Here is a 21,838-nt window from a genome sequence, read left to right as displayed (position 1 = left end):
ATCATTTTAACCCATACATTCTGCTGCCTTTAAAATACTCTCCGCATTTGCTCAGCTCCCCAAGTACCAGATTGTATCCCTTCTCAGTATCCATCCAGGTATCTATGCTTATATCTCTTGTCACCACCGGACAGACCGTTATCTTAATGTCTCTTAACTCCGACTGAAAAGTCATAAGGGCTCTTCTTGCATGAAAAGCCTGACAGCACAGAATAATATGCTTAATATTCTTATCCTTTAAATCCTCTTCGATACATTTTCTTGCGTTCACTGCATTTTCAAAGGTGTTCATGGATTCCTTTTCCAAAATTATACTGTCCTTTGGAACGCCGTTTTCCATCATAAGCTTTTGTATAAACTCAGCCTCTGTCTCCTGTCCCAGGGCATTTTCACCGCTTCCCGTGAAAACCTGAAACTCCTCATAGAGGTCTTTATATTTAAAATAATATTTTCCCGTTGAAAGAATCAGAGGTGCAAAGCCCTTGTTATACAGCTCTGCGCCGTGATAGGCAAGCTCCTCAATGGGAGCTCCCGGTATAAGTATCAAATCCGCCTGCTGCGGCTCTTCATTTAAAAAAATAAATTTCCCAATATCTTCAAAGGATGCTTTGTTGACAATACTCATCTGATCATAACTCGCTTAATTTCTGCAATATATGTATAGTGATAATCCTCATTTCTATAATGGTCCGCAAGAACACGACCATTCATGAAGCAGTCCTCCACCATCTTCTGCCTGTATAAAACTCTGCAGATTATGACACTTCCCGCCTCATCAATAAAAGGAATGTCCTCGAAATAATTTACATGTAAGCCTGAACCCGCGATCTTATCCTCATGGCGGCCGGATGCAGAGCCCAGATAATCTCTAGCTCCTGCAAATTCGCCCCGATCCAAAAATGACAAGGAAAGCCTTTTACTGCTGTCAATCAGCTCCCTTGTAAAGCTGCTCTCTCTGACATACAAAACAGCACAGGTCCTGCCCCAAATATAGGTGACACCACCCCAGGATATGGTCATTGTGTTAACCGTATCGTCCTTTTGCGCAGTCAAAAGAGCCCAGTTATCATCATTGAATTTAAACGGGCCTTCTAAAATATCATCTAGTTCTACCGGTTGAAATACATGTAAATCTTCATCCATAGTTCATTCCTCCGAACCGTTATTTGAATTACCGATTAGAAATCTCTGATCTTATCATCCTCGGTAAGTTCTGTATTTTCAATCTTAAGAATGGTCAGATCGTAGCTGTAATCCTTGTTGACCTCGATGTTTATCTTATCTCCAACCTTATGTCCCATAAGCTGTTTTCCAAGAGGTGACTCGACACTGATAAGTCCGTTTAACGCATCTCCGCGAACAGTTGTAACGATCTTGTAGACTTCTTCAGTTCCATCCTCTTCAATTCTGACTGTCACTGTCTTATTAAGACCTATCTCATCCTCGGCACTCTCATCATCTATGATCTCTGCCGTCTTTATCATTCTCTCAAGGAATCTTATCCTTGATTCATTCTGATTCTTGGCCTTTTTAGCTGCATAGTATTCGAAATTCTCGCTTAAGTCTCCCTGGGCTCTTGCTTCCTTAACGTCCTCAAGAAGCTCCTTTCTGACAACGACTTTTCTGTGCTCTATTTCAGCCTCCATGTCCTCAATATCTTTTCTTGTAAGCTGATTATTCATAAAAATAAAACCTTCCTTCTACGCATATATAATAATTTTACACGAGATAACGTAAAAAATAAAATAAAGAAATCGTAAACTCGTAAACGTAAAAACTGCCACGGAAAAATCCGTGGCAGCCTCAATATCGTTTCTATGTACTTATCAAGCCTTACCGTCAGAACCAAGAACGTTGATGATCTTGTCGTGAACGATTTCCTTAACATAAGCACGGCCATCGCCAAGATACTGACGAGGATCGAAGTGCTCAGGATGCTCAGCGAAGTGCTGACGGATACCTGCTGTCATACCAAGACGAAGATCGGAGTCGATGTTGATCTTGCAGACTGCACTCTTAGCTGCTGCACGAAGCTGCTCATCCGGAATACCGATAGCATCCTTCATAGCGCCGCCGTTAGCATTGATGATTCCAACGTACTTCTGAGGAACTGCTGAAGAACCGTGAAGAACGATCGGGAATCCGGGAAGTCTCTTAACAACTTCCTCAAGGATATCAAGACGAAGCTTAGGATCCTGGCCGGGCTTAAACTTGAAAGCACCGTGGCTTGTTCCGATAGCGATAGCCAGTGAATCAACGCCTGTACGCTTCATGAAATCCTCAACCTGATCAGGATTTGTGTACTGTGCTGCATCATCAGCAACGTTTACATCATCCTCAACACCTGAAAGAGTACCAAGCTCAGCCTCTACTGTGCAGCCCTTCTCGTGTGCATATTCAGCAACCTTCTTAGAGAGCTCAATGTTCTCTTCGTAAGGAAGAGAAGAAGCATCGATCATAACAGATGTGAATCCGTTGTCGATACACTCCTTACAGATTTCGAAGCTTGCACCATGATCAAGGTGAAGAGCGATCGGAATAGATGTAGACTCTGCAGCAGCCTTAACCATGTTTACAAGGTAAGGGAACTTTGCATACTTGATAGCTCCTGCTGAGCACTGAAGGATAACGGGGCTCTTAAGCTCGTCACAAGCCTCTGTGATAGCCTGAATGAACTCCATGTTGTTGATATTAAATGCACCAACAGCATATCCACCATCGTATGCTTTTTTAAACATATCAGTCGTTGTAACTAATGGCATAATTTGTACCACCTTTCGTATAATTTGTTAACAAAATAACTAGAAATATTATATCTCAATTAATAAAAATATTACAATCTTTTTTGATATTTCAGCCACATTTCATGAATTTGACTATATAATTACAGGTCATTTTTAAAAGCTTGAATAAATAAATGACGCTGCATCATATCCGGGACCCCAAATTCCGCAGGTAACAATGAATACCACAGCGCAGATATAAATGATCCATCTTAAGGGCAGGCTCTGCTTTGTGATAACATCGCGAACCACTATATTCTTAGCATTGCAGATATCAACCGCGATCAGCAGGATAAGTCCCATAAACAAAAGCCTGACATCCGGCTCTGAAAGTCCAAGGTTAAACAGTGTGCCATCCACCAGGACCCAGGGCGTAGGGCTAAAGGATTTCTTAATCACAAGCATTGCCTTTGCAAAGCTGTCGGCTCTAAAGAACACCCATCCAAGATTTACAAGAAGGAAGGTGACAATTATCTTAAAGAGTCTGTGAGAAAATCCCTCTCTGTCTACGTGGAGCACTTCCACCACCTTATCTCTTGCTGGCTTAAGAAGAATTCCGATTACCTGATAAAGACCATGAAGAAGTCCCCATACAACGAAGGTCCATGCAGCGCCGTGCCATAGTCCGCTGACCGCAAATACGATCATGATGTTAATAAGCTTTCTGGCAAAGCCCTTTCTGTTTCCGCCAAGAGGAATATAGATATAGTCCTTAAGCCATGTGGAAAGGGATATGTGCCATTTTCTCCAAAACTCTGCAATACTGCCTGTAAGATAGGGATACTCAAAGTTGTTGATAAGCTTAATTCCCATAATCCTTGCAGATCCCACCGCTATATTGGAATATCCCGCAAAGTCGCAGTAAATCTCAAATGTATAGAACACAGTTGCAAGAAAAACCGTGGTGCCGCCAAAGGATTTTGGCGAAGCATAAACCGTATTTACAAGGACAGATAATCTGTCAGCAAGGATCATTTTCTGGAAATATCCCCACATCATGAGGAGAAGTCCGTCTCTCATGGCATCATATGAAAAGACTGCAGGCTCCTTATACTGGGGAAGCATATTTCCTGCTCTCTCGATAGGTCCCGATGTGATCTGAGGGAAGAATGATATGAAAAGAGCAAGCATAAGATAATTTTTCTCAGCTTCAATCCTTCCCATATAAACATCTGCAAGATATCCGATAGCCTGGAAAAGATAAAATGATATTCCAACAGGAAGTATGATATTTACTACAAATTCCGACTCAGGAAGCTTTAAAAGCCCCTGAATACTTTTTACCGTATCAAGCAAAAATCCTGTGTACTTAAAATATCCAAGAAGTCCCACCAGCAAAACGATGGTACAGATAAGCATGGTCTTTGCTTTCTTTTCCCCTTTGTTCTTCTCTATGAACCTTCCTGACAAATAGGTAATAAGCGTAACCAGTACAAGAAGAATAAGGAACTTATCGCTTGCGATAAAATAGAAGGCCCAGCTTGCAGCCAGAAGCCAGATATATCTTATCTTCTTTGGAAGTATGAAGTTTACTGCTATAACAGCAAACAGAAAACATAAAAACTTTAGTGAAACGAACTGCATTGTAATCCTCCGGATTGTAAAGTATTATTCCTGCGCATATTCATAATCTAGGTAATCAAGAGTGTAATACTGGTGTGATGATATGCCTCCTTCATCAAAGAAAAGAAGCTGAAGGTCCACATAGGGATGAGCATCTGAGTAAAGAACGTTATTCTCCGTATCATCACCTATTAAAAGTACTCTGTAGAGATCGCTTGCAGGTTCGTACTGCATGTGTCCATTTGAAGTATCAAAATCGGATGCACCGGCGATACCGCAAACCTCACTGACATTCCCGTGATCATAGATCATGAAGTATGGCTGTTTTCCTTCAGTAGCTATATCAAGCTGCTCCGTTGCGCCAATTCCCTTTAATAGCTTAAGAAGGGCTGTATCCGCATATATCTTGGAGCCTCCCTTAATACTTATAGCAAAGGTTTTGTCCCGAGCAGTCAGATTAAGATAAACCAGCTGTGAATACAGGTCCTCATTTTCCTCACTGTTAGCAAGGATGCCCGCCTTAAATTCCTCAGAAAACTTCTGCCAGTTCTCATAGCCTGCTTCATTTCTGTGGTCCGGAAGGTTCTTGTTTTCACTTAACCATTTTCCAAAAAAATCCGTAACCTTGGTGGCGCCCATGATATTCATGTGACCGGCATCCATGAAGTCCACGTCATAATCCACTATTCCCGGCATCTCAAGCATATTTATGGACGCTACTCCGTACTCAGCTGCTATATTTGCTGCGGTATGGGCTGCTGCCTGATTCTCATACATTGCAAGAAAAGGAACCGTCACTACAACCACATCTATGCCTCTGCTCTGACAGTCTTCTATTATTCTTCGAAGATAGGTGGTGCCAACTGTTTCATTTTCCAAAGTGCCTGCTCCAAAATCAGTATATGCAAGTCCTGATGAGAGCACCTCATAGTTAAGATCAGCGCCCATAAGATGATTTATCTCAGCATTTCCCGTAACTCTCTTAAAGTCATCTGAATCCAGTTCCTTCCATCTGTCGTGGTAAACCATGAAATCAAACAGGAAGGGATATTTCTTTTCCTGATGCTCAAACATGTCGTCCATGGCAGCAAGCTTAGTCCTGCTAAGAGGAAATCTGTCTATATTAAGATGGAGTTCTTCGCTGTTTACGTTGGCATTTGGATCATCTATATACCTGATGTCATTCTCCAGCATATAGGCATCCACGATCACAAGCTTTGGCGTATTATAGGCAAGAGCCAGGCGATACTGCCAATAGCTTGATAAAAGCACGCTTCCGTATCCGCCAAGATTATATGCGGTAATACCTGTATCCTCATACAGCTGTATGGGATTTATTCCGTTTATCACATGGGAAGAACCCAGAATGAAAACATCAATATTATTCTTCTTTGCCTCCTGCATATACATCTCGTTTTTGATATAGCTTGATTTTCTCTGGACGATCAGGCTGCATCCAAAGAGGCATATACCAAGAAGACACAGAAATATCGCTGTTTTTATTAACAGCCCAATTTTTTTCTTCATACACACAACCCTTACATGCGGAAGAAGTTGGTAGACCAGAAGGCCTCCTCGTTAACCGCAGTTATTCTGTTATATTGCAGTACTACTGCTGAAAGAGGGCCATATACCCTCACAAGCTTGCCGTTCTTAACATTATAATTAAGCGGATCGCTTCTAAATCCCCGGGAAGTACTCTCCATAACCTTTAGGAGCTTTGCCTCGCTTGGGATGCCAAGAGGCTCCACATCTATCTCGCACACCGTCTCGTATTCGCTCCTGTTAATTACTACCATAGTAGCGCAGGTACGGTTAAATCTGCCAAAGGCAAGAACGTTGTCCCCGGCATCAAGCTTTACAAGGGAGCCTGTTTTTAGCTCTGTGCTGCTCCTTCGGATATTTATCATCTTTTTATGAAAATCTATGAGCTCAACATCCTCTAAGCCCCAGGGATAGGTTCGTCTGTTATCAGGATCTGTAAAGCCGCAGACTCCTGCCTCATCTCCATAATATATTGTCGGAGCTCCCGGCCAGGTCATCTGAAGTATCACGGCCTGCCTCATAACTGCCTTGCTTATTCCCTCATCGGCAGCCCTGCAGCCCCTATTTGAGCTTCTGCCCACAACGCCGTTTGTTCTTGTTAAAAACCTTGAGTGGTCATGGTTGGAAAGCTCATTCATTGCTGTGAAATATGAGTTCTCTGAAAAAGCCTCTATTCCGGCCTTCTGCATACTTTGCCAAAAGGCTCCCACATTTCCGATCAGCTCCTCATGGAACTCATCGCTGTGCTTTTCCATTCCCGTAAAGAAATTTGAGACAGGATCCATGAATCCGTCGTAGTTCATCACAGTATCCCATTCTCCGCCCATGAGCCAGGGCATTGCATTGCCATAGTGCTCAGCAAGGATAAGTGCGTTTGGATTAGCTTCCTTAACTGCTTCTCTGAATTTCTTCCAAAAGCGGTGGTTATACTCCTCCGAGTGGCCAACGTCCGCTGCCACATCAAGTCTCCAACCGTCTGCATAGTAGGGTGCGGAAACCCATTTCTTCGCTATTCCTAAAATATATTCTTCCAGCTTTTTGCTGCCCTCATAATTTAGCTTTGGCAGCGTGTTAAAGCCCCACCAGCCTTCATAGTCTTCATTATTAGGCCATCTGTCACTACTGAATTTGAAATACTCCTTGTATGGACTTTCCTTTGAAACAAAGGCACCTTTCTCGTAACCATCCCGGTCCTCATAGATTCCCTCCTTATCCATCCACTTATTAAACGAACCGCAATGATTAAATACGCCGTCCAGAATAACCCTAATTCCCAGCTTATGAGCTTCCTCAACAAGCTTTGCAAAGAGCGCATCCGATGCCTCCAAATTCCTCAAATTGGTTACACGATTGATGTAGCGTGTGGCATTTCGGTTATCATTACTGTCAGTTAAAAGCTCGCCCACATCAAAAACAATCCTTCCATAATGGGGATCAATATGATCATAATCCTGCGTGTCATATTTATGGTTTGAAGGCGAAACGAATATGGGATTTAAATAGATAACCTCTACTCCAAGTCCCTTAAGATAACCAAGCTTATCTATAACACCCTGAAGATCACCACCGTGGAAGGTCCTTATATCTGCCCCATAGGGGTCAGGATCCTTTCGCCAGTTATCTTCATGTACGCTTTTTCCATTAACGTAATAATATTCATTTGTAAGAACATCATTTGAGGGATCACCATTCCTGAATCTGTCCACGAAAATCTGGTACATCACCGCACCCTTGGCCCATTCAGGAGTTGAAAAATCAGGTATCAGTCTGAATCTGTTTGCAGTTGGTACACTGTAGGTAGCACCTGTTCTGTCATAATAAACTCTCTCATCACCTGATTCTATTCGGAAATAATAATAGATTATGCCCCCGGACTTCGGAATCCTTACAGATGTCTGATAGTAATCAAACTGATCCTCAGTCTCATATTTTCTCATTACGATCTCTCTGGTCTCTTCCGTACTTTCCCAGATAATAAAGATCTTATCTGCTTCTTTTGTGCCACAACGAAAATACAGATAAACCTTGCTGCCGGATTTGGGCTCCATCGGTCGTAAATAATCAAGCGTCATGTCATGAAACAATCTGCCTTGTCTAATCATCTGCTTTCCCCTATCTATAAATCTGTATAACGTAAAAACGGACAGCTAGGGATGCTGTCCGTTTTAGAGAAGGTATTTCTTTCTTATGGGTATAGCAAAAAACTTTAAATGTATTGGGGGTTACGTGATTATAATAGCACCATCCCTCAAAGGGGTAAATGCTCCAATTTCACAAAATTACTAAATACCTCAATCCATTTTTGTCTATTTTGCACAAACCTTATATCTGGTCAGCAAGTGCTGCCACATCCTCACTAAAAGAGACAGCCGCGTGTGATTCGAATAATGCTTCGAACTCTTCACGTCCTATTTTTTCTTTTTCCATAAGTAGCTTCGCACTGCTATGAAGAACATCTTCGTAGGAACTGATGATATCCTTTGCCTTAGCATAGCAAAGATCAATAATAATCTTGACCTGTTTGTCTATCTCGCCGGCCATGAGCTCAGAGTTACGTTTGTTATGCTGGATATCATATCCGATGAATACGTCCTCTTCCTGCTCATTGTAATTGATAATACCGATTTCTTTTGACATTCCGTACACGGTGACCATCTTTCTGGCTTCGCTTGTAGCCTTCTGGATGTCGCTTGATGCGCCGGTTGTGATGTCACCGAATATGATCTCTTCAGCGATTCGTCCGCCAAGGGAAACCATGATCTCCTGGAGCATTTTGCCCTTTGTAAGGAACATCTCATCCTTTTCAGGAAGCGGCATTGTATATCCTGCAGCACCCATTCCGGTAGGAATTACTGATACTGTATATACAGGTCCCACATCCGGAAGAACATGGAAAAGAATTGCATGTCCTGCTTCATGGTACGCTGTAATCTTCTTCTCTTTATCTGAAATAATATGGCTGTGCTTCTCTGTTCCGATTCCAACCTGTACGAATGCCTTCTGAATATCGGGCTGCTTGATATAGCTTCGATTATCCATGGCTGCATTGATTGCAGATTCGTTCAGGAGGTTCTCAAGATCCGCACCTGTAAAGCCTGCTGTGGTCTGAGCAATGCTCTTAAGATCAACATCATCGCCAAGAGGCTTATTTCTTGCATGAACCTTGAGGATTTCTTCTCTTCCTCTTACATCAGGTCTTGCAACAGTGATCTTTCTGTCAAAACGTCCGGGACGAAGAATTGCGGGATCAAGAATATCCACGCGGTTTGTTGCCGCCATTACTATGATGCCCTCGTTTACTCCAAAACCGTCCATCTCTACAAGGAGCTGGTTAAGTGTCTGCTCACGCTCATCGTGGCCGCCACCCATACCTGTTCCTCTGCGGCGTGCTACCGCATCTATCTCATCGATGAAAATTATGCAGGGTGAATTTTTCTTAGCATCCGCAAAAAGGTCTCTTACTCTGGAAGCACCGACACCGACAAACATCTCGACGAAATCGGAACCTGAAATACTAAAGAAAGGAACTCCCGCTTCACCTGCTACTGCTCTTGCAAGAAGAGTCTTACCTGTTCCGGGAGCACCTTCAAGGAGTACGCCCTTTGGAATTCTTGCACCAACTCTCGTGAATTTGGCAGCATCCTTCAAAAATTCAATGATTTCTGCAAGCTGCTCCTTTTCCTCAACAAGACCTGCTACATCAGTAAGCTTTATCTTATTGTCTTCGCCTGTGGAAAGTCTGGCTCTGCTTTTTCCAAAGTTCATCATCCGGTTGTTTCCGGAAGACTGCCCCTGGGAATTATTCATCATAACAATTATGAAGGTGATAACAAACAAGCCTACCAGTATGGGAATAATGCTGCTGATGAGGATATTCTCCCCCGGCACATCCCTGACTACAGGATCGATTCCGTGACTTACAAGAATTTCTTCAATAGTTGCAACATCAGTCGCATAGAGAATCTTCTCTGAATGATCCGTAAGTATGATCTCGATCACGCCTGTAGGCGTCTCTTCATTTGGTATGATGACAGCACTGTAGACCTTACTGTTTTCAAGGTCATTTACCAACTGTCCTCTTGTGTAGGCTGTGTCTGATGACTGAATCCTGCCCTTTCCATACTCCAAAAAAGCAAGTGCCAATAGCAAAACAATTATCAGCCCAAAGTAAAAGTTAAAGCCTCTGTTTTTCAACGTCGTTACTCCCTTTTGGATTTATTAGTCGAATTCAACGACTCCGATGTATGGCAGATTGCGGTATCTCTGGTCATAATCAAGACCGTAACCAACTACGAATTCATCCGGAATCTCAAAACCTGTGTAATCTACTTTAACATCCATTACACGTCTCTCAGGTTTATCAAGAAGTGTGCAAAGCTTGATGCTTGCAGGGCCTCTGTCGCCAAGCATCTTGATAAGATAGCTCAGAGTTCTGCCTGAATCTACGATATCCTCAACAATAAGAACGTCCTTATCCTTAAGTGGTTCATCAAGGTCCTTAACGATCTTAACTACGCCGCTTGATTTTGTGGATGAGCCATAGCTTGATGCAGACATGAAGTCCATTGTTACCGGAACAGTGATTCTCTTTGCAAGCTCGCACATGAAAAATGTACCGCCCTTAAGAACGCATACAAGGTGTACTGTTTTGCCTGCGTAATCCTTACTGATCTGGTCTCCGATCTCCTGAATTCTTTTGTCGACTTCCTCCTCTGAAAGAAGTACTCTTACTGATTCTGCCATAAAATCCTCCTAAATCAATCAGATATCAATTTCACTTCCAAAATTCGTGCTGTATCGCTATCCACTTTGAATTTACTGCTTATTCTGTATCCGGGAATCCAGATAACATCCTTATCGTCAAAGAGAACAAACAGCTCTTCTCTGCTTTTAGCAGGTATTTTCTCGTCTATCATAAATTTCTTCAGTGTTTTTGTGCCATCACCGATTTCGATAACATCTCCTGTCTCTCTACGTCGGAATTGCATACTATTACTTATTTTATCATAATCAAACCATTTCGTATATTCCAGCGTAGGGATTTTCATGTCACTTTTATATAAAAAAAGCTTAAAATTTACTTTCCCAAGACCGGGAATATTAAAAACATGGTCCCCACCGGCTTCCAGATGGTCTTTATCTATGAAAAAGCCTTCAGCATCAGCATCTTCTTGCTCATTTGGAGAAATGTCACCAAGAGTCAGGATAAGATCGCCATACTCTCTTGTTGCATTTATACCATAGGGGAGGCTTAAGCTCTCACTTCCCTCAGTTCTTTGCAGCATATTATCAAGCTCCGATAAATGAACGGACTGAATATCCTTTATGTGCGGAACAATGAATTTTATTGCCTTCATAAGTATTCTGCTTCGTACAACCTTATGCTGCATTGCACAGCTTTCGCAGTTTATGATTATTCCGCCCTGACTCATGGCTGCTATATCAAAAAATACCGCATCAGCCTGCTCGTCGATATAATCATCCACCTCTGAAATATACTCTGCTGCCTTAGCCGCATGCCTTATGGCACCATTATTAATCTGCTCCTTTGCAACAGGCAGGATATTGTGACGAATTCTGTTTCTCGTGTAGTCATCCGTCTCATTGGTCTTATCGGTGCACCACTTTAAGCCTTTTTCTGTCAGATATTCCTCTATCTCGTCTCTTTCAAGAACAAGAAGAGGCCTTATCAGCTCAAAGTCACCTCTAAAGCTCAGCACCTTAATTCCTGAAAGTCCCTTAATACCGCTTCCTCTGAAAAGATTATGAAGCATGGTTTCAGCCTGATCGTTGGCATTATGGGCAGTTGCTATGATGACCTTTTTCCCATACCTTTCAGAGAGCATGGTGGCCACCTCTTCAAAGGCCTTGTATCTCTCATTTCTTGCAAGCTCTTCCTCCGATGCATCAGTGGTCTTTGAAAGCCCCGGAATATCAATATCCTTTTTGAAAAAAGAAATCCTATTATCCTCGCAGAGCTTTTCAACAAAAGCCGCATCCTCGCCTGCTTCCTGTCTTATCATGTGATTTATGTGGATTACCGCAAGCTTAAAGCCAAGATCAGCTGACAGCTCACAGAGCATATTAAAAAGGCATACGGAATCAGCCCCGCCGGATACACCTGCAAGAACGATCTCGTCGCCTTTTATAAGTTCCTCATCAGCTATGAATTTTTTTACTTTTGATAAATGTTTGTCCATTATTTTCTATGTAAGTTCAAAAGGCTTCGGAATAACTTCCGAAGCCCAATTATTTTTATTATTTGCCGGCATTCTCATCCTTGAAAATGATCTCTCCGGGATATACAAGTCCTAACTTTTCCTTTGCAACCTCTTCAATATACTTTCTCGTGGTAGTATATTTTTCAAACTCAGCGATTTCTTCGCTTCTTTCCTCTTCGCTCTCTATCTGAGTCTGAAGGCTGGCAATTTTGGACTCATACTGACTAAGCTTCTGGTATAGAGTAATACTTCTGATAAGCACAACTACAGTCAAAAGTATAACCGCTATTCCGGCAAGCCCCAGGCCAAGCCTGTTATGTATGCTGTTTCCTTTATATCTTGCTCTTGTTGCCATGTAAATTCACTCCTGACCTTATTTTATCGCATAGAAGCACTCTTTGCAATTAAACGAAGTCATTTTGACGCTTTTTTAGATATACTTATAAAGCGTCGTTACATCCTCCTTATGAATTGTCTCTCTGACATCAAGAACCTCAACTTTCACATCCTTATTTCCAAAGCTGATGCTTATGATGTCTCCTGCCTTTACATCTGAGGATGCTTTGGCAACTCTGTCATTTATCATAACTCTTCCCGCATCGCAGGCCTCATTGGCAACCGTTCTGCGCTTTATGAGTCTTGTAACCTTTAAATATTTATCCAGTCTCATTATCCGTCATTTCCTTCTTCTGTTTTAGTTGTTGTGGCAGGCTCAGGTGATAATCCGCCCTCCTCAGTTTTATCGGTAGTATCCGTTTTATCGTCCTTCTCTGCTCCGCCTTCTTCCGGATTCTCTGTTCCTGTTGTATCCTCACCCTTAGGCGTTTCATCAGTTTTTTCTTCTTCCGGAGTCTTTTCGGATCCGCCCTCCTCAGGATTTGATCCGCCTTCTCCCGGTGTGACATCAGTTTTGCCTGCGCCTGAATCGTCGCCCTCACCTGTATCACCTTCCCCTGGATTATCCTCCGGCGTATCCCCACCGTCATCCTTCTTTTCCGGCACAAGTTCCGGGAAGGAATAGGTTACGTTTGATTTTTCCTTATCTATGCTGATGGTGTAACTCTTAGTCTCATAGCCATCCTTTTTTAGAGTAACCATATGCTGTCCGGCCGTCTTTGCAAAGGTCACAGGCATGATTCCAAGATAATTATCATCAAGGTATGCCTCCGCACCAACAGGTACGTCAAAGGTCACCTTATATCCGCTTATTAAATTTTCATCCTTTTGTTCTTCCGACGTATCACTATTTCCCGAATCATCCGATTTGCTTGTGGATGAATCATCGCTTGTGGTGGAAGCTGCTGACGAATCCGAGCTCTTTGAAGAGGATGATGAATCCTCTACTGAAATCGTGGTTGATGCAGCCTCTGAGTCCACAGATGCAGATGCGGAGGATGAAGAAGAGCTTGATGTTTTTGCAGAAGACTTCCTTGAAGAGCTGTTCTTTGAAGAAGACCTACTTGATGCACTGCTATTACCGGAAGAGGTGCTCTCATAATTGCTGTAATCCGATGCGGAGTAATCGCTCTCACCCTCATCCGGTTCTTCAGAACTGTCTTCTGCGGTGCTGCTTTCTTCAGATGTACTCTTACTGTCATCCTTTTCCTCTTCAGCCTTTTCCAAGTCTATGAAAATAGTTGCGTCCGGTTCTCCTACATTCAGATAGTGGTCCTGAGATTTGTATTCATCCGCCATTATATGGACCTTATGCTTACCGTAGGTAAAACTGTGAGGAACCTCTGTTACAACCTCATCTCCGTCTACAAAGACTCTTGCCTGCTTGGGAGTAACCACAAAGGTTACCTTGCCTTCCTGAATACGCTTTATTTCCACAACGCTGGTATCAATAATCGTCTCTTCGTTTCTGTTTACGACTATCTCTGATGAAAACTTGGTGCCGTTTCCTGCAATACTGACGTTATAGCTGCCCTCAGGAGCACTTATCAGCATGTTGGGAGTAATCTTTCTGATAACCTCCTTATCCAGTTCAATCCAGGCACCAACAAGAGTCCTGTCGTTTACTCTGTCGGAAGAAAGACTGACATATCCATGTCCTCTTGTTACAACGATACTGTAGAGCTCTTTATCTATGCCGCTTACTCTAAGAGTATCTGTAGCAAGGATATCCTCAGGGTTTACAGCCTGTCCGTCCGAAATGATCAGTGTCTTTCTTGTGATATGAAAAACAGTGCCGTTGATCTTTGCCGTCTCATCATTGCTTACAAGACTAAAGTCAGTGACATTCTCCTCAAGCCATGCCTTTTTTGACACTGTAAGAGAATTAAGATGCTTTGAGCCCTTAAGAAATGTGATGTCTACTACCTGACCCACCTCCAAAAGCGCAGCCGAAATCGGCTCGCCATGGATGTTGGTTATCTGCGAGGTGTTGTCATATTTAAGGGTATAATTCTTCCCTATATCATGATTTCTAAATTGAATTGTCTTTGAAACAGTATTTATCTGTTTTATAGAAGCCGTATCTGCCGAGTCATATTTTCCGAGTAAGGAAATCCTTACCTCGCTATCCCCTGTCTGCGACTGCGCAAATACCGCGTAAGACTGCACAGAAAAAATCGATGCCGCTATTATTAGTGATAATAACAAACGCACAATCCTTTTCATCTGTTTTCCCCCGCTGCTTCGATAATCTTATCAAAATTATCCTTTTCCATAAGATACTCTTTTATGTTATGAGAAGGGTTCTCAAGAACATCTGCAAGCATCGCCTTTAAAATAAGCCCCATCTCTTTCCCGGGCTTAATGCCTGCATCCATAAGATCCCTGCCATTTACTGCAAGATCGGCTATAGAAAGGCACTCGCCATCCTGTAGTATCTCAGAAAACAATCTTCTGACTTCTTCTGTCCACTCGTTTTTCGCATCTCTTAAATAGTCGCTCTGAGCAGCTGTATCCGCATCTCTGACCTCCAAGAGAAGTGGAAAGATATCCCTACCAACCCTGCTGGCCATTTTCCTTACATTCTTTTTTTCGGCAGGATATCTGTAATCATGATATCTGATCAGCTTTTCCACCAGATTCATGGTATCCTTGTCGAATTTAAGACGTCTTAAAATTGCTACTGCCGTAGCAGCTCCCTTCTCTGCATGACCATAAAAGTGATCAACACCTTCATCATCAGTAGTTCTGCAGGAGGGCTTTTCAATATCATGCAAAAGCATCGTAAGTCTAAGGCCCTTATCAGCACGAATGGCTTCCACGGTTCTGATAATGTGCTCCCCTACGGTGTATGCATGATGAATATTGTCCTGAGGAGTATCCATGCACCTGTCAAATTCAGGCAGGATCACCGCGGTAATTCCGGTTTCATAAAGATCCCTTACTCTTCCCGGATTATCGGAAGTAATAAGCTTTACAAGCTCCACCTGAATTCTCTCTGCACTTATCTTAGAAAGAGTAGGTGAAAGCTCCTTAATTGCTTCTCTTGTTTTATCCTCGATGTTGTATCCAAGCTGCGCAGCGAACCTTACTGCTCGCATCATCCTAAGAGCATCCTCTGTAAAACGTTCTTTGGGCTCTCCAACGCAGCGGATTATTTTATTATCAATATCTGACAGTCCGTCAAATTCATCGATAAGACCGTCTTCATCACTGTATGCCATGGCATTTATGGTGAAGTCGCGCCTTTTTAGGTCCTCTATGAGACTTGCAGTGAAAATGACCTCCTTGGGATGTCTGCTATCCTCATACTCGCCGTCAATCCTGTAGGTGGTAACTTCAAAGCCTTCCTTACCAATCATTACAGTGACAGTACCATGCTCTATTCCCGTATCAATGGTCCTGTCAAAAAGACTCTTTACTTCCTGAGGCTTTGCACTGGTGGTTATGTCGAAGTCACCGGGTACCCTTCCCAGAATGCTGTCTCTAACACAGCCTCCCACAACGTAGGCCTCGAAACCTGCGCTGTGGAGCCTGTCCAATATCTCTCTTGCCGCCGGCGGTATGTTGATTTTAATGTTTTCCTTGTTCAAATCTCTCTTAAATCTTTTCCTAAATCTATTTTAATATGCTCTGCCCCAATAAACCATCTTTGTTGCAGGTTTTCCGCAGCATACACATGTGCCTGACAGATTCTCCTGCTCAAAAGGAATACATCTGCTGGTTACGGAATAGTCTTCCTTGATCTTATCCTCACAGGCTCTGTCGCCGCACCACATAGCCTTAACGAAGCCCTTTGTCTCCTTGAAGGCTTCCTCAAACTCTTCCTTATTGGTTGCTGCAAAGGTATGTGTATCGAGGTGGTTCTTAGCTCTCTCATACATATCGTTCTGAATCTGAACAAGAAGCTCACCAACCTTAGCTGCTACTTCATCAATAGCACACTCGATCTTTTCTCTTGTATCTCTTCTTACGATTACGCACTTGCCGGCCTCGATGTCCTTAGGACCGATCTCGATACGAAGCGGAATACCGCGCATCTCCTGATCGGAGAACTTGTATCCGGGACTTCTGTCGGAATCATCAAGCTTAGCTCTGTAATCCTTAAGTGCCTCAAGCATCTTGCCCGCTGTCTCAAGGACGCCTTCCTTCTTCTGCTGGATAGGAATGATCATAACCTGAGTAGGAGCAATTCTGGGAGGAAGCACAAGACCTGAATTGTCACCGTGAACCATGATCATAGCTCCGATAAGTCTTGTGGTTGCACCCCATGATGTCTGGAATACATGATGGAGCTTATTATCTTTTCCTGCATACTGAATCTCGAATGCTTTAGCAAAGCCATCACCAAAGTTATGGCTTGTTGCAGACTGAAGAGCTCTGCCGTCATGCATAAGAGCTTCTACTGTATAGGTAGCCTCTGCACCTGCAAACTTCTCCTTCTCAGTCTTCTGGCCCTTGATAACAGGAATAGCCATATCCTCTGCGAGGAAGTCAGCGTATACATTAAGCATCTGCTGTGTGCGCTCTTCTGCTTCTTCAAAGGTAGCATGCGCTGTGTGTCCTTCCTGCCAAAGGAATTCTCTTGATCTGAGGAAGGGTCTTGTCTCCTTCTCCCAGCGAACAACGCTGCACCACTGGTTAAGTACCTGAGGAAGATCCTTATAGGAATGAATCTCTCCCTTATAGTAATCGCAGAATAAGGTCTCTGAAGTGGGGCGAACACAATATCTCTCTGTAAGAGGTTCTGTACCGCCATGTGTAACCCATGCAACTTCAGGTGCGAAGCCTTCAACGTGGTCCTTCTCCTTCTGAAGAAGAGACTCGGGTATCAGCATTGGCAGATATGCGTTTGTAACACCTGTCTTCTTAAAACGCTCATCAAGGTGCTTCTGAATAAGCTCCCATATAGCATAACCCGCGGGCTTAATAACCATAAATCCCTTAATGTTAGAGTAGCTGATAAGCCCTGCCTTTGTGACAACGTCTGTGTACCACTGTGTGAAATCCTCATCCATTGATGTGATCTCGGATACAAGCTTCTTTCCATCCTGTGCCATTTTTTCATTCTCCTAATCTTTATATCTTATATGCATAGTTATCCCATGCTACTAAAAAAACCATAATCTTTCTCATAGTATAGCTTAAAAGGCTTATTTGTCAATGTTAGCGGCATCCGGATCTGCCCCGCCTGCAGGAATCCTTATCTCGATTCTGGCTCCGCTGGGGGTAACGTTCATAATCCTTATAGGCTCAGCAACCTTCTGTCCATAGTATATGGAAAGTGTCTGCTTAAGGTTGTTAAGTCCTAAGTGCTCACCCTCCTTTGGCTCATTTTTCGCAAAGTCCTTAAGGAATTCCTCATTAAAGCCTGTTCCGGCATCCTCGTATTCAATAAGAACTCCGCTAAAGTCCTCATCCTCCACCTTTCTGGCACTTAAGGTAAACATGAGATTATTGTTTTTACCTCTTCCGTGCTTAAAAGCATTCTCAGCTATGGTGTGAAGCAAAAGATAAGGAATCATCATATCCCGAATACTCTCATCCAGATCAAGGAAGGCCGTAATTTTCCCCGGAAAACAGATTCGCTGCATATTCACGTAGTTTTCAATATGGTCAAATTCCTGCTGAAGAGATATCTGTGTTCTCTCATTATTCAGAAGATACCTGATGTGTATTGTGAGGGCATCGATGTATGCCTGAATTTCTTCCATTTTTCTCTGGAAGGCCATTCCCTTTACCACTGCAAGGGCATTCAGATAAAAATGAGGCCTAAGCTGCTGCCTCAAACGAAGAAGCTCCTGTTCCTTCTGCTTAAGCTCATACTCGTAGGTATCTATCCTTAACTGAACAACAGACTGCATGGCATTATTGAAGGCCTTTTGAAGGACAAGCACCTCACCTTCGCCGTTTTCCTTTGTCACATAGTTATAATTTCCGCCAATGATCTGCTCTGCACCCTTTGACAGCTCAGTTATGGGATTTAGCAGCTTTTTCTTAAGATATCTGATAAACATGTAATCTACTATCAGATACACTGCGCCGGTGAAGATGGCTATGATTACAACAACGCTCCTTAAATATTCAAGAACGTTATCCTTGAAGCTTACGCATAGTGATAAATCTGCCACAGGCATAGGCTGCTCTATCAGAAAGGCTCCCTTTAAAAGATGCTTTTCACCGGATTTTTCATTTGCATCCCCCGGGCCAAAGGAAAAAACAATCTCACCATCTGAGTTTTTAAGATAACGGCTATGAACATTTTCCTCCTGTCCAAGAATCTCATCGGCAAAGCGGCTCTCTAAGCATAGGGCACCAACCATGAAGCCGCTTACCTTATAGAGCTTTAGATAATACTGGTCTTCTCCCAGCTTATAGGGCTGCCAGTTGTAGGAAAAATAGTTGCTGATCTCGTCACTCTTTTCCTCAAGATATCCTCTAAATTCCATTTTGGCTGAGGAAGCAAGGTCATCGCCGTAGGCCCATACAGAGGTTTTACCCTCAGTATCTATCAAAAAGATAATGTCCATTCCTTCGACGCTGTGGGCCTTCTGTGAAAAAAGCTCGTAGTACTTTCTCTCCTCAACCTTTCGCTCAGAGCTGTCACTGCTCCTTAGCCAGTTCACGCTCTCAACTCTTGTGAGCATGGTCTGAATCTCCAGCATATGACCCTCAATGGATGAAAAGGTTGTCTCTGCCCTGTTAACATAATTGGAAACCATCTGCTTTCTACTAAGCACAAAGGCAGCCTTCTCCTCACGGAAAAAGCCGCCTATTGTAAATGCATACGTAGCAGCCAGCATTATGAACATGCTGTTTATTATAATTATTATTGGATAAAATACGCTTCTTTTCTTCATCTCTTTTTGCTTCGATACTGCGAGGGAGTTTCACCTGTTACCTTTTTGAAAATAGTGGAGAAATAAGTCATGCTGTCAAATCCCACATCCAGCGCAATATCGCCCACAGGTACATCCGTTGTAAGAAGTATCCTCTTTGCCTCCTCAATTCTATATCCGTTAATATATTCTCTCACGGATATACCAAGCCGTGAACTGAAAATTCTAGATAAATAATTTTTGGAGTAATGGAGCTGTTCGGCAATCTCATCCCTTCCTATCTGCTCTCTGAAATGCTCCTCAACATATTGGGAAATCCTTGCAACTATCACCGATTCATTGTCCTGATTTTCCATGATCTCTATGATATTGGTACAAAGAAGCTGAACATATCTGATAAGGTAAAAGGGCATCTGGTCCATCTTTTTCTGGAAGGCCAAAAGCTCCTCGCTTCTAAGAACCTCATGGGCAGTTATATGCTTTTTACTGCAATACTCAAGCACAATCTGCATGAAATCCGCATGCATCTCCCTGATTATGCTTCCCGTCAACATGGTCCTTTGCTGAAGCTCATCTAAGAGCTCTCTGATATATTCCACCACAAGATCAGCATTTCGCTCATCAAGATATTTTTCTATTTTTTCTCTGTCGATTATGCAGGTCTGATTTTTGTTGTCATCGACGCTGTCCCGAAGAAGTCCTACCTTTATGGAATTAAGGAACTGCCTTGTTATATGGCTCTTAAGCTCATCAAGAGTATCTGCCATTTCCCACATATACACAGGCTCACTTATGCAACAGGAAAACTCCGTATCAAGATGCTCCTCCACAATACCGGAAAGAGTCTGAGCCTCTGCCATGATATCCACCAGCTCCGTATCCTCGTCGCAAACCCTCAAAACTCCGTAATATCCGTCCGATAAAAGATCCATTCCATCTATCTTCTCCGCATTCCCGGAAAAAATCTCCGACTGCATATTGTAAAAAACAAACTGATATACACTTTGATCCTTGGGAACGCTACCCTTCTGAGATATATAGCTAAGCACCATACGATATCTCTTATCCGGCGAGTATCCTATATTGATTGATCTTTCAAGCGCATTTTCTATTTCACTTCTTGAAGGTCCGATATTTCTTATCACAAGATTTCTTAAAAACAGCTCCTGAAGCTGCTTCTTACTCTCTTCAATCTTTTCTTTGTCTCTGATCTCATTGACTGCCTTCATCAGGCATGCATATATTTCCGGCTCACTGAAGGGCTTTAGAATATAGTCAAAAGCGCCTTTATTAATAGCCTTTTTTACATAGTCAAATTTCTGAAAACAGGTCAGAAAAATAAACTTTGTATCCGGTGCCTTCTCCATCACATGGTCAAGCACATCCATGCCGTTATATCTTGGCATATCAATATCGCACAAAACGAGCTCCGGCTTTTCCGCATCGAAAATATCGATCGCATCAGCGCCGTTGTAGCTCATCAGTACCTTATCGACCCCTAAAAGAGACCAGTCCAGCTTGGAATTCACAAGCTGGACTATATAATATTCATCATCTGAAATTAATATCTTCATAAAAACCCCTGAAGCTTTATCCCTTTACCGCTCCAATAACTACACCCTTTATAAGCTCCTTCTGGATGATCGGAAAAATGATCATGATAGGAAGAAGTGCAATTATCGCTATGGCCATTCTGACACCATTACTCGGAATGTCAGCCTGGTTTACTGCAATACCCATTCTCTCGTTTGCTGTTCTGAGAAGCATGACGTTCTGCTGAATTTCATTAAGCATAAGCTGTACGCTGAACAGCTCTTTTTTATTTATGTAGTATAATCCATTCGTCCAGTCATTCCAATATGCAAGGCCGCTGAACATTGTAATTGTCACAATTACAGGCTTTGAAAGCGGAACCATGACCTTTCTGAAAATCTGAAACTCTGTGGCACCGTCAAGCTTAGCTGCTTCCACAAGCGCAGCAGGGATGTTGTTCTGATAATAATTCTTTACCAGAATGATATTGAAGGCTCCCACAAGATAATTTGGGAAAACCAGAGCCCAGATTGTATTTTTAATATGGAATATCCTGGTCCATACCATGTATGAACTTACTACACCACCGTTAAAGAGCATCGTGAAGAAAATTATGAAGGTAAAAAGATTTCTCCACCTAAAGGATGTTCTTGAAAGAGGATATGAAGCAAGTATTGTAATTGCTACGCCAAGAGCTGTTCCGAAAAATGATACAAAGAGTGATATTCCATAGGCTCTGCCTATCATAAGGTGCTGTCTCCACAGATAGGTATAGGCATCGAAGCTGAACTTTGAAGGAAGAAATCTGTATCCGTCAGCTATAAGAGCCTGCTCATCTGTAAGTGATGCAGAAATTACCAACAGGATAGGCATAAAGCAGAACAGTGCAAAAAGTGCAACTATAACTCCTGCAACTATGAAAAATACTTTTTCATTTCCACGTTTTTTATTCTTCATC

General features: G+C 42.6%; 18 protein-coding genes. All 18 read right to left on the bottom strand.

Annotated elements, in window-relative coordinates:
- Window position 1: 1 nt before the first annotated feature.
- Window positions 2-625: a YdcF family protein gene (locus G608_RS0107430; RefSeq protein ID WP_026495505.1), complete on the bottom strand. Its 624-nt coding sequence runs from the start codon at window positions 623-625 to the stop codon at window positions 2-4.
- On the bottom strand, window positions 622-1,143 hold the full coding sequence (locus G608_RS0107425) for a flavin reductase (RefSeq protein ID WP_035794948.1): 522 nt from the start codon (window positions 1,141-1,143) through the stop codon (window positions 622-624). Before G608_RS0107425 ends, G608_RS0107430 begins: the two co-directional genes overlap by 4 nt.
- Before the next feature lie 35 nt (window positions 1,144-1,178).
- The gene (gene greA / locus G608_RS0107420; protein WP_026495503.1) at window positions 1,179-1,682 is read right to left on the bottom strand and encodes a transcription elongation factor GreA; all 504 of its coding nucleotides are present in this window, start codon (window positions 1,680-1,682) and stop codon (window positions 1,179-1,181) included.
- Window positions 1,683-1,826: 144 nt separating this feature from the next.
- Entirely contained in the window at window positions 1,827-2,762 is a 936-nt protein-coding gene (gene fba / locus G608_RS0107415; RefSeq protein ID WP_026495502.1) for a class II fructose-1,6-bisphosphate aldolase, read from the bottom strand.
- Between the two features lie 135 nt (window positions 2,763-2,897).
- Window positions 2,898-4,367 (bottom strand): MBOAT family O-acyltransferase, encoded by a 1,470-nt coding sequence (locus tag G608_RS0107410; RefSeq protein ID WP_026495501.1) that lies wholly within the window; start codon window positions 4,365-4,367, stop codon window positions 2,898-2,900.
- Between the two features lie 24 nt (window positions 4,368-4,391).
- The gene (locus G608_RS0107405) at window positions 4,392-5,873 is read right to left on the bottom strand and encodes a hypothetical protein (RefSeq protein WP_026495500.1); all 1,482 of its coding nucleotides are present in this window, start codon (window positions 5,871-5,873) and stop codon (window positions 4,392-4,394) included.
- Between the two features lie 11 nt (window positions 5,874-5,884).
- On the bottom strand, window positions 5,885-7,993 hold the full coding sequence (locus tag G608_RS20335; protein WP_051208987.1) for a glycoside hydrolase family 13 protein: 2,109 nt from the start codon (window positions 7,991-7,993) through the stop codon (window positions 5,885-5,887).
- A gap of 220 nt (window positions 7,994-8,213) precedes the next feature.
- The gene (gene ftsH, locus G608_RS20330; protein ID WP_051208985.1) at window positions 8,214-10,085 is read right to left on the bottom strand and encodes an ATP-dependent zinc metalloprotease FtsH; all 1,872 of its coding nucleotides are present in this window, start codon (window positions 10,083-10,085) and stop codon (window positions 8,214-8,216) included.
- A gap of 24 nt (window positions 10,086-10,109) precedes the next feature.
- Window positions 10,110-10,634, bottom strand: coding sequence for a hypoxanthine phosphoribosyltransferase (gene hpt / locus G608_RS0107390; protein ID WP_026495499.1), 525 nt, complete (start codon window positions 10,632-10,634; stop codon window positions 10,110-10,112).
- Window positions 10,635-10,648: 14 nt separating this feature from the next.
- Window positions 10,649-12,091 (bottom strand): tRNA lysidine(34) synthetase TilS, encoded by a 1,443-nt coding sequence (gene tilS / locus G608_RS0107385; protein ID WP_026495498.1) that lies wholly within the window; start codon window positions 12,089-12,091, stop codon window positions 10,649-10,651.
- Between the two features lie 58 nt (window positions 12,092-12,149).
- Entirely contained in the window at window positions 12,150-12,467 is a 318-nt protein-coding gene (locus G608_RS0107380) for an FtsB family cell division protein (RefSeq protein WP_026495497.1), read from the bottom strand.
- Window positions 12,468-12,542: 75 nt separating this feature from the next.
- Complete coding sequence (locus G608_RS0107375; RefSeq protein WP_026495496.1) at window positions 12,543-12,782, bottom strand: RNA-binding S4 domain-containing protein; 240 nt, start codon at window positions 12,780-12,782, stop codon at window positions 12,543-12,545.
- A complete protein-coding gene (locus G608_RS0107370) occupies window positions 12,782-14,677 on the bottom strand; it encodes a PEGA domain-containing protein (RefSeq protein WP_207637689.1) in 1,896 nt (631 codons plus the stop codon). The genes G608_RS0107375 and G608_RS0107370 overlap by 1 nt, the downstream gene beginning before the upstream one ends.
- Before the next feature lie 53 nt (window positions 14,678-14,730).
- Window positions 14,731-16,086, bottom strand: coding sequence for a CCA tRNA nucleotidyltransferase (locus tag G608_RS20325; RefSeq protein ID WP_035794993.1), 1,356 nt, complete (start codon window positions 16,084-16,086; stop codon window positions 14,731-14,733).
- A 45-nt stretch (window positions 16,087-16,131) separates the two neighbouring features.
- The gene (gene proS, locus G608_RS0107360) at window positions 16,132-17,568 is read right to left on the bottom strand and encodes a proline--tRNA ligase (protein ID WP_026495494.1); all 1,437 of its coding nucleotides are present in this window, start codon (window positions 17,566-17,568) and stop codon (window positions 16,132-16,134) included.
- A gap of 93 nt (window positions 17,569-17,661) precedes the next feature.
- Complete coding sequence (locus tag G608_RS0107355) at window positions 17,662-19,368, bottom strand: sensor histidine kinase (protein WP_026495493.1); 1,707 nt, start codon at window positions 19,366-19,368, stop codon at window positions 17,662-17,664.
- Entirely contained in the window at window positions 19,365-20,921 is a 1,557-nt protein-coding gene (locus G608_RS0107350) for a response regulator transcription factor (RefSeq protein WP_026495492.1), read from the bottom strand. Before G608_RS0107350 ends, G608_RS0107355 begins: the two co-directional genes overlap by 4 nt.
- Before the next feature lie 16 nt (window positions 20,922-20,937).
- On the bottom strand, window positions 20,938-21,837 hold the full coding sequence (locus G608_RS0107345) for a carbohydrate ABC transporter permease (protein WP_026495491.1): 900 nt from the start codon (window positions 21,835-21,837) through the stop codon (window positions 20,938-20,940).
- Window position 21,838: the final 1 nt, after the last annotated feature.

This window comes from Butyrivibrio sp. WCD3002 (genome assembly GCF_000424265.1).
In the GTDB taxonomy this organism is placed as follows: Bacteria; Bacillota; Clostridia; order Lachnospirales; family Lachnospiraceae; genus Butyrivibrio.
The sequence above is the reverse complement of the archived record's forward strand: the minus strand, read 5'-3'. Positions and strand labels throughout refer to the sequence as shown.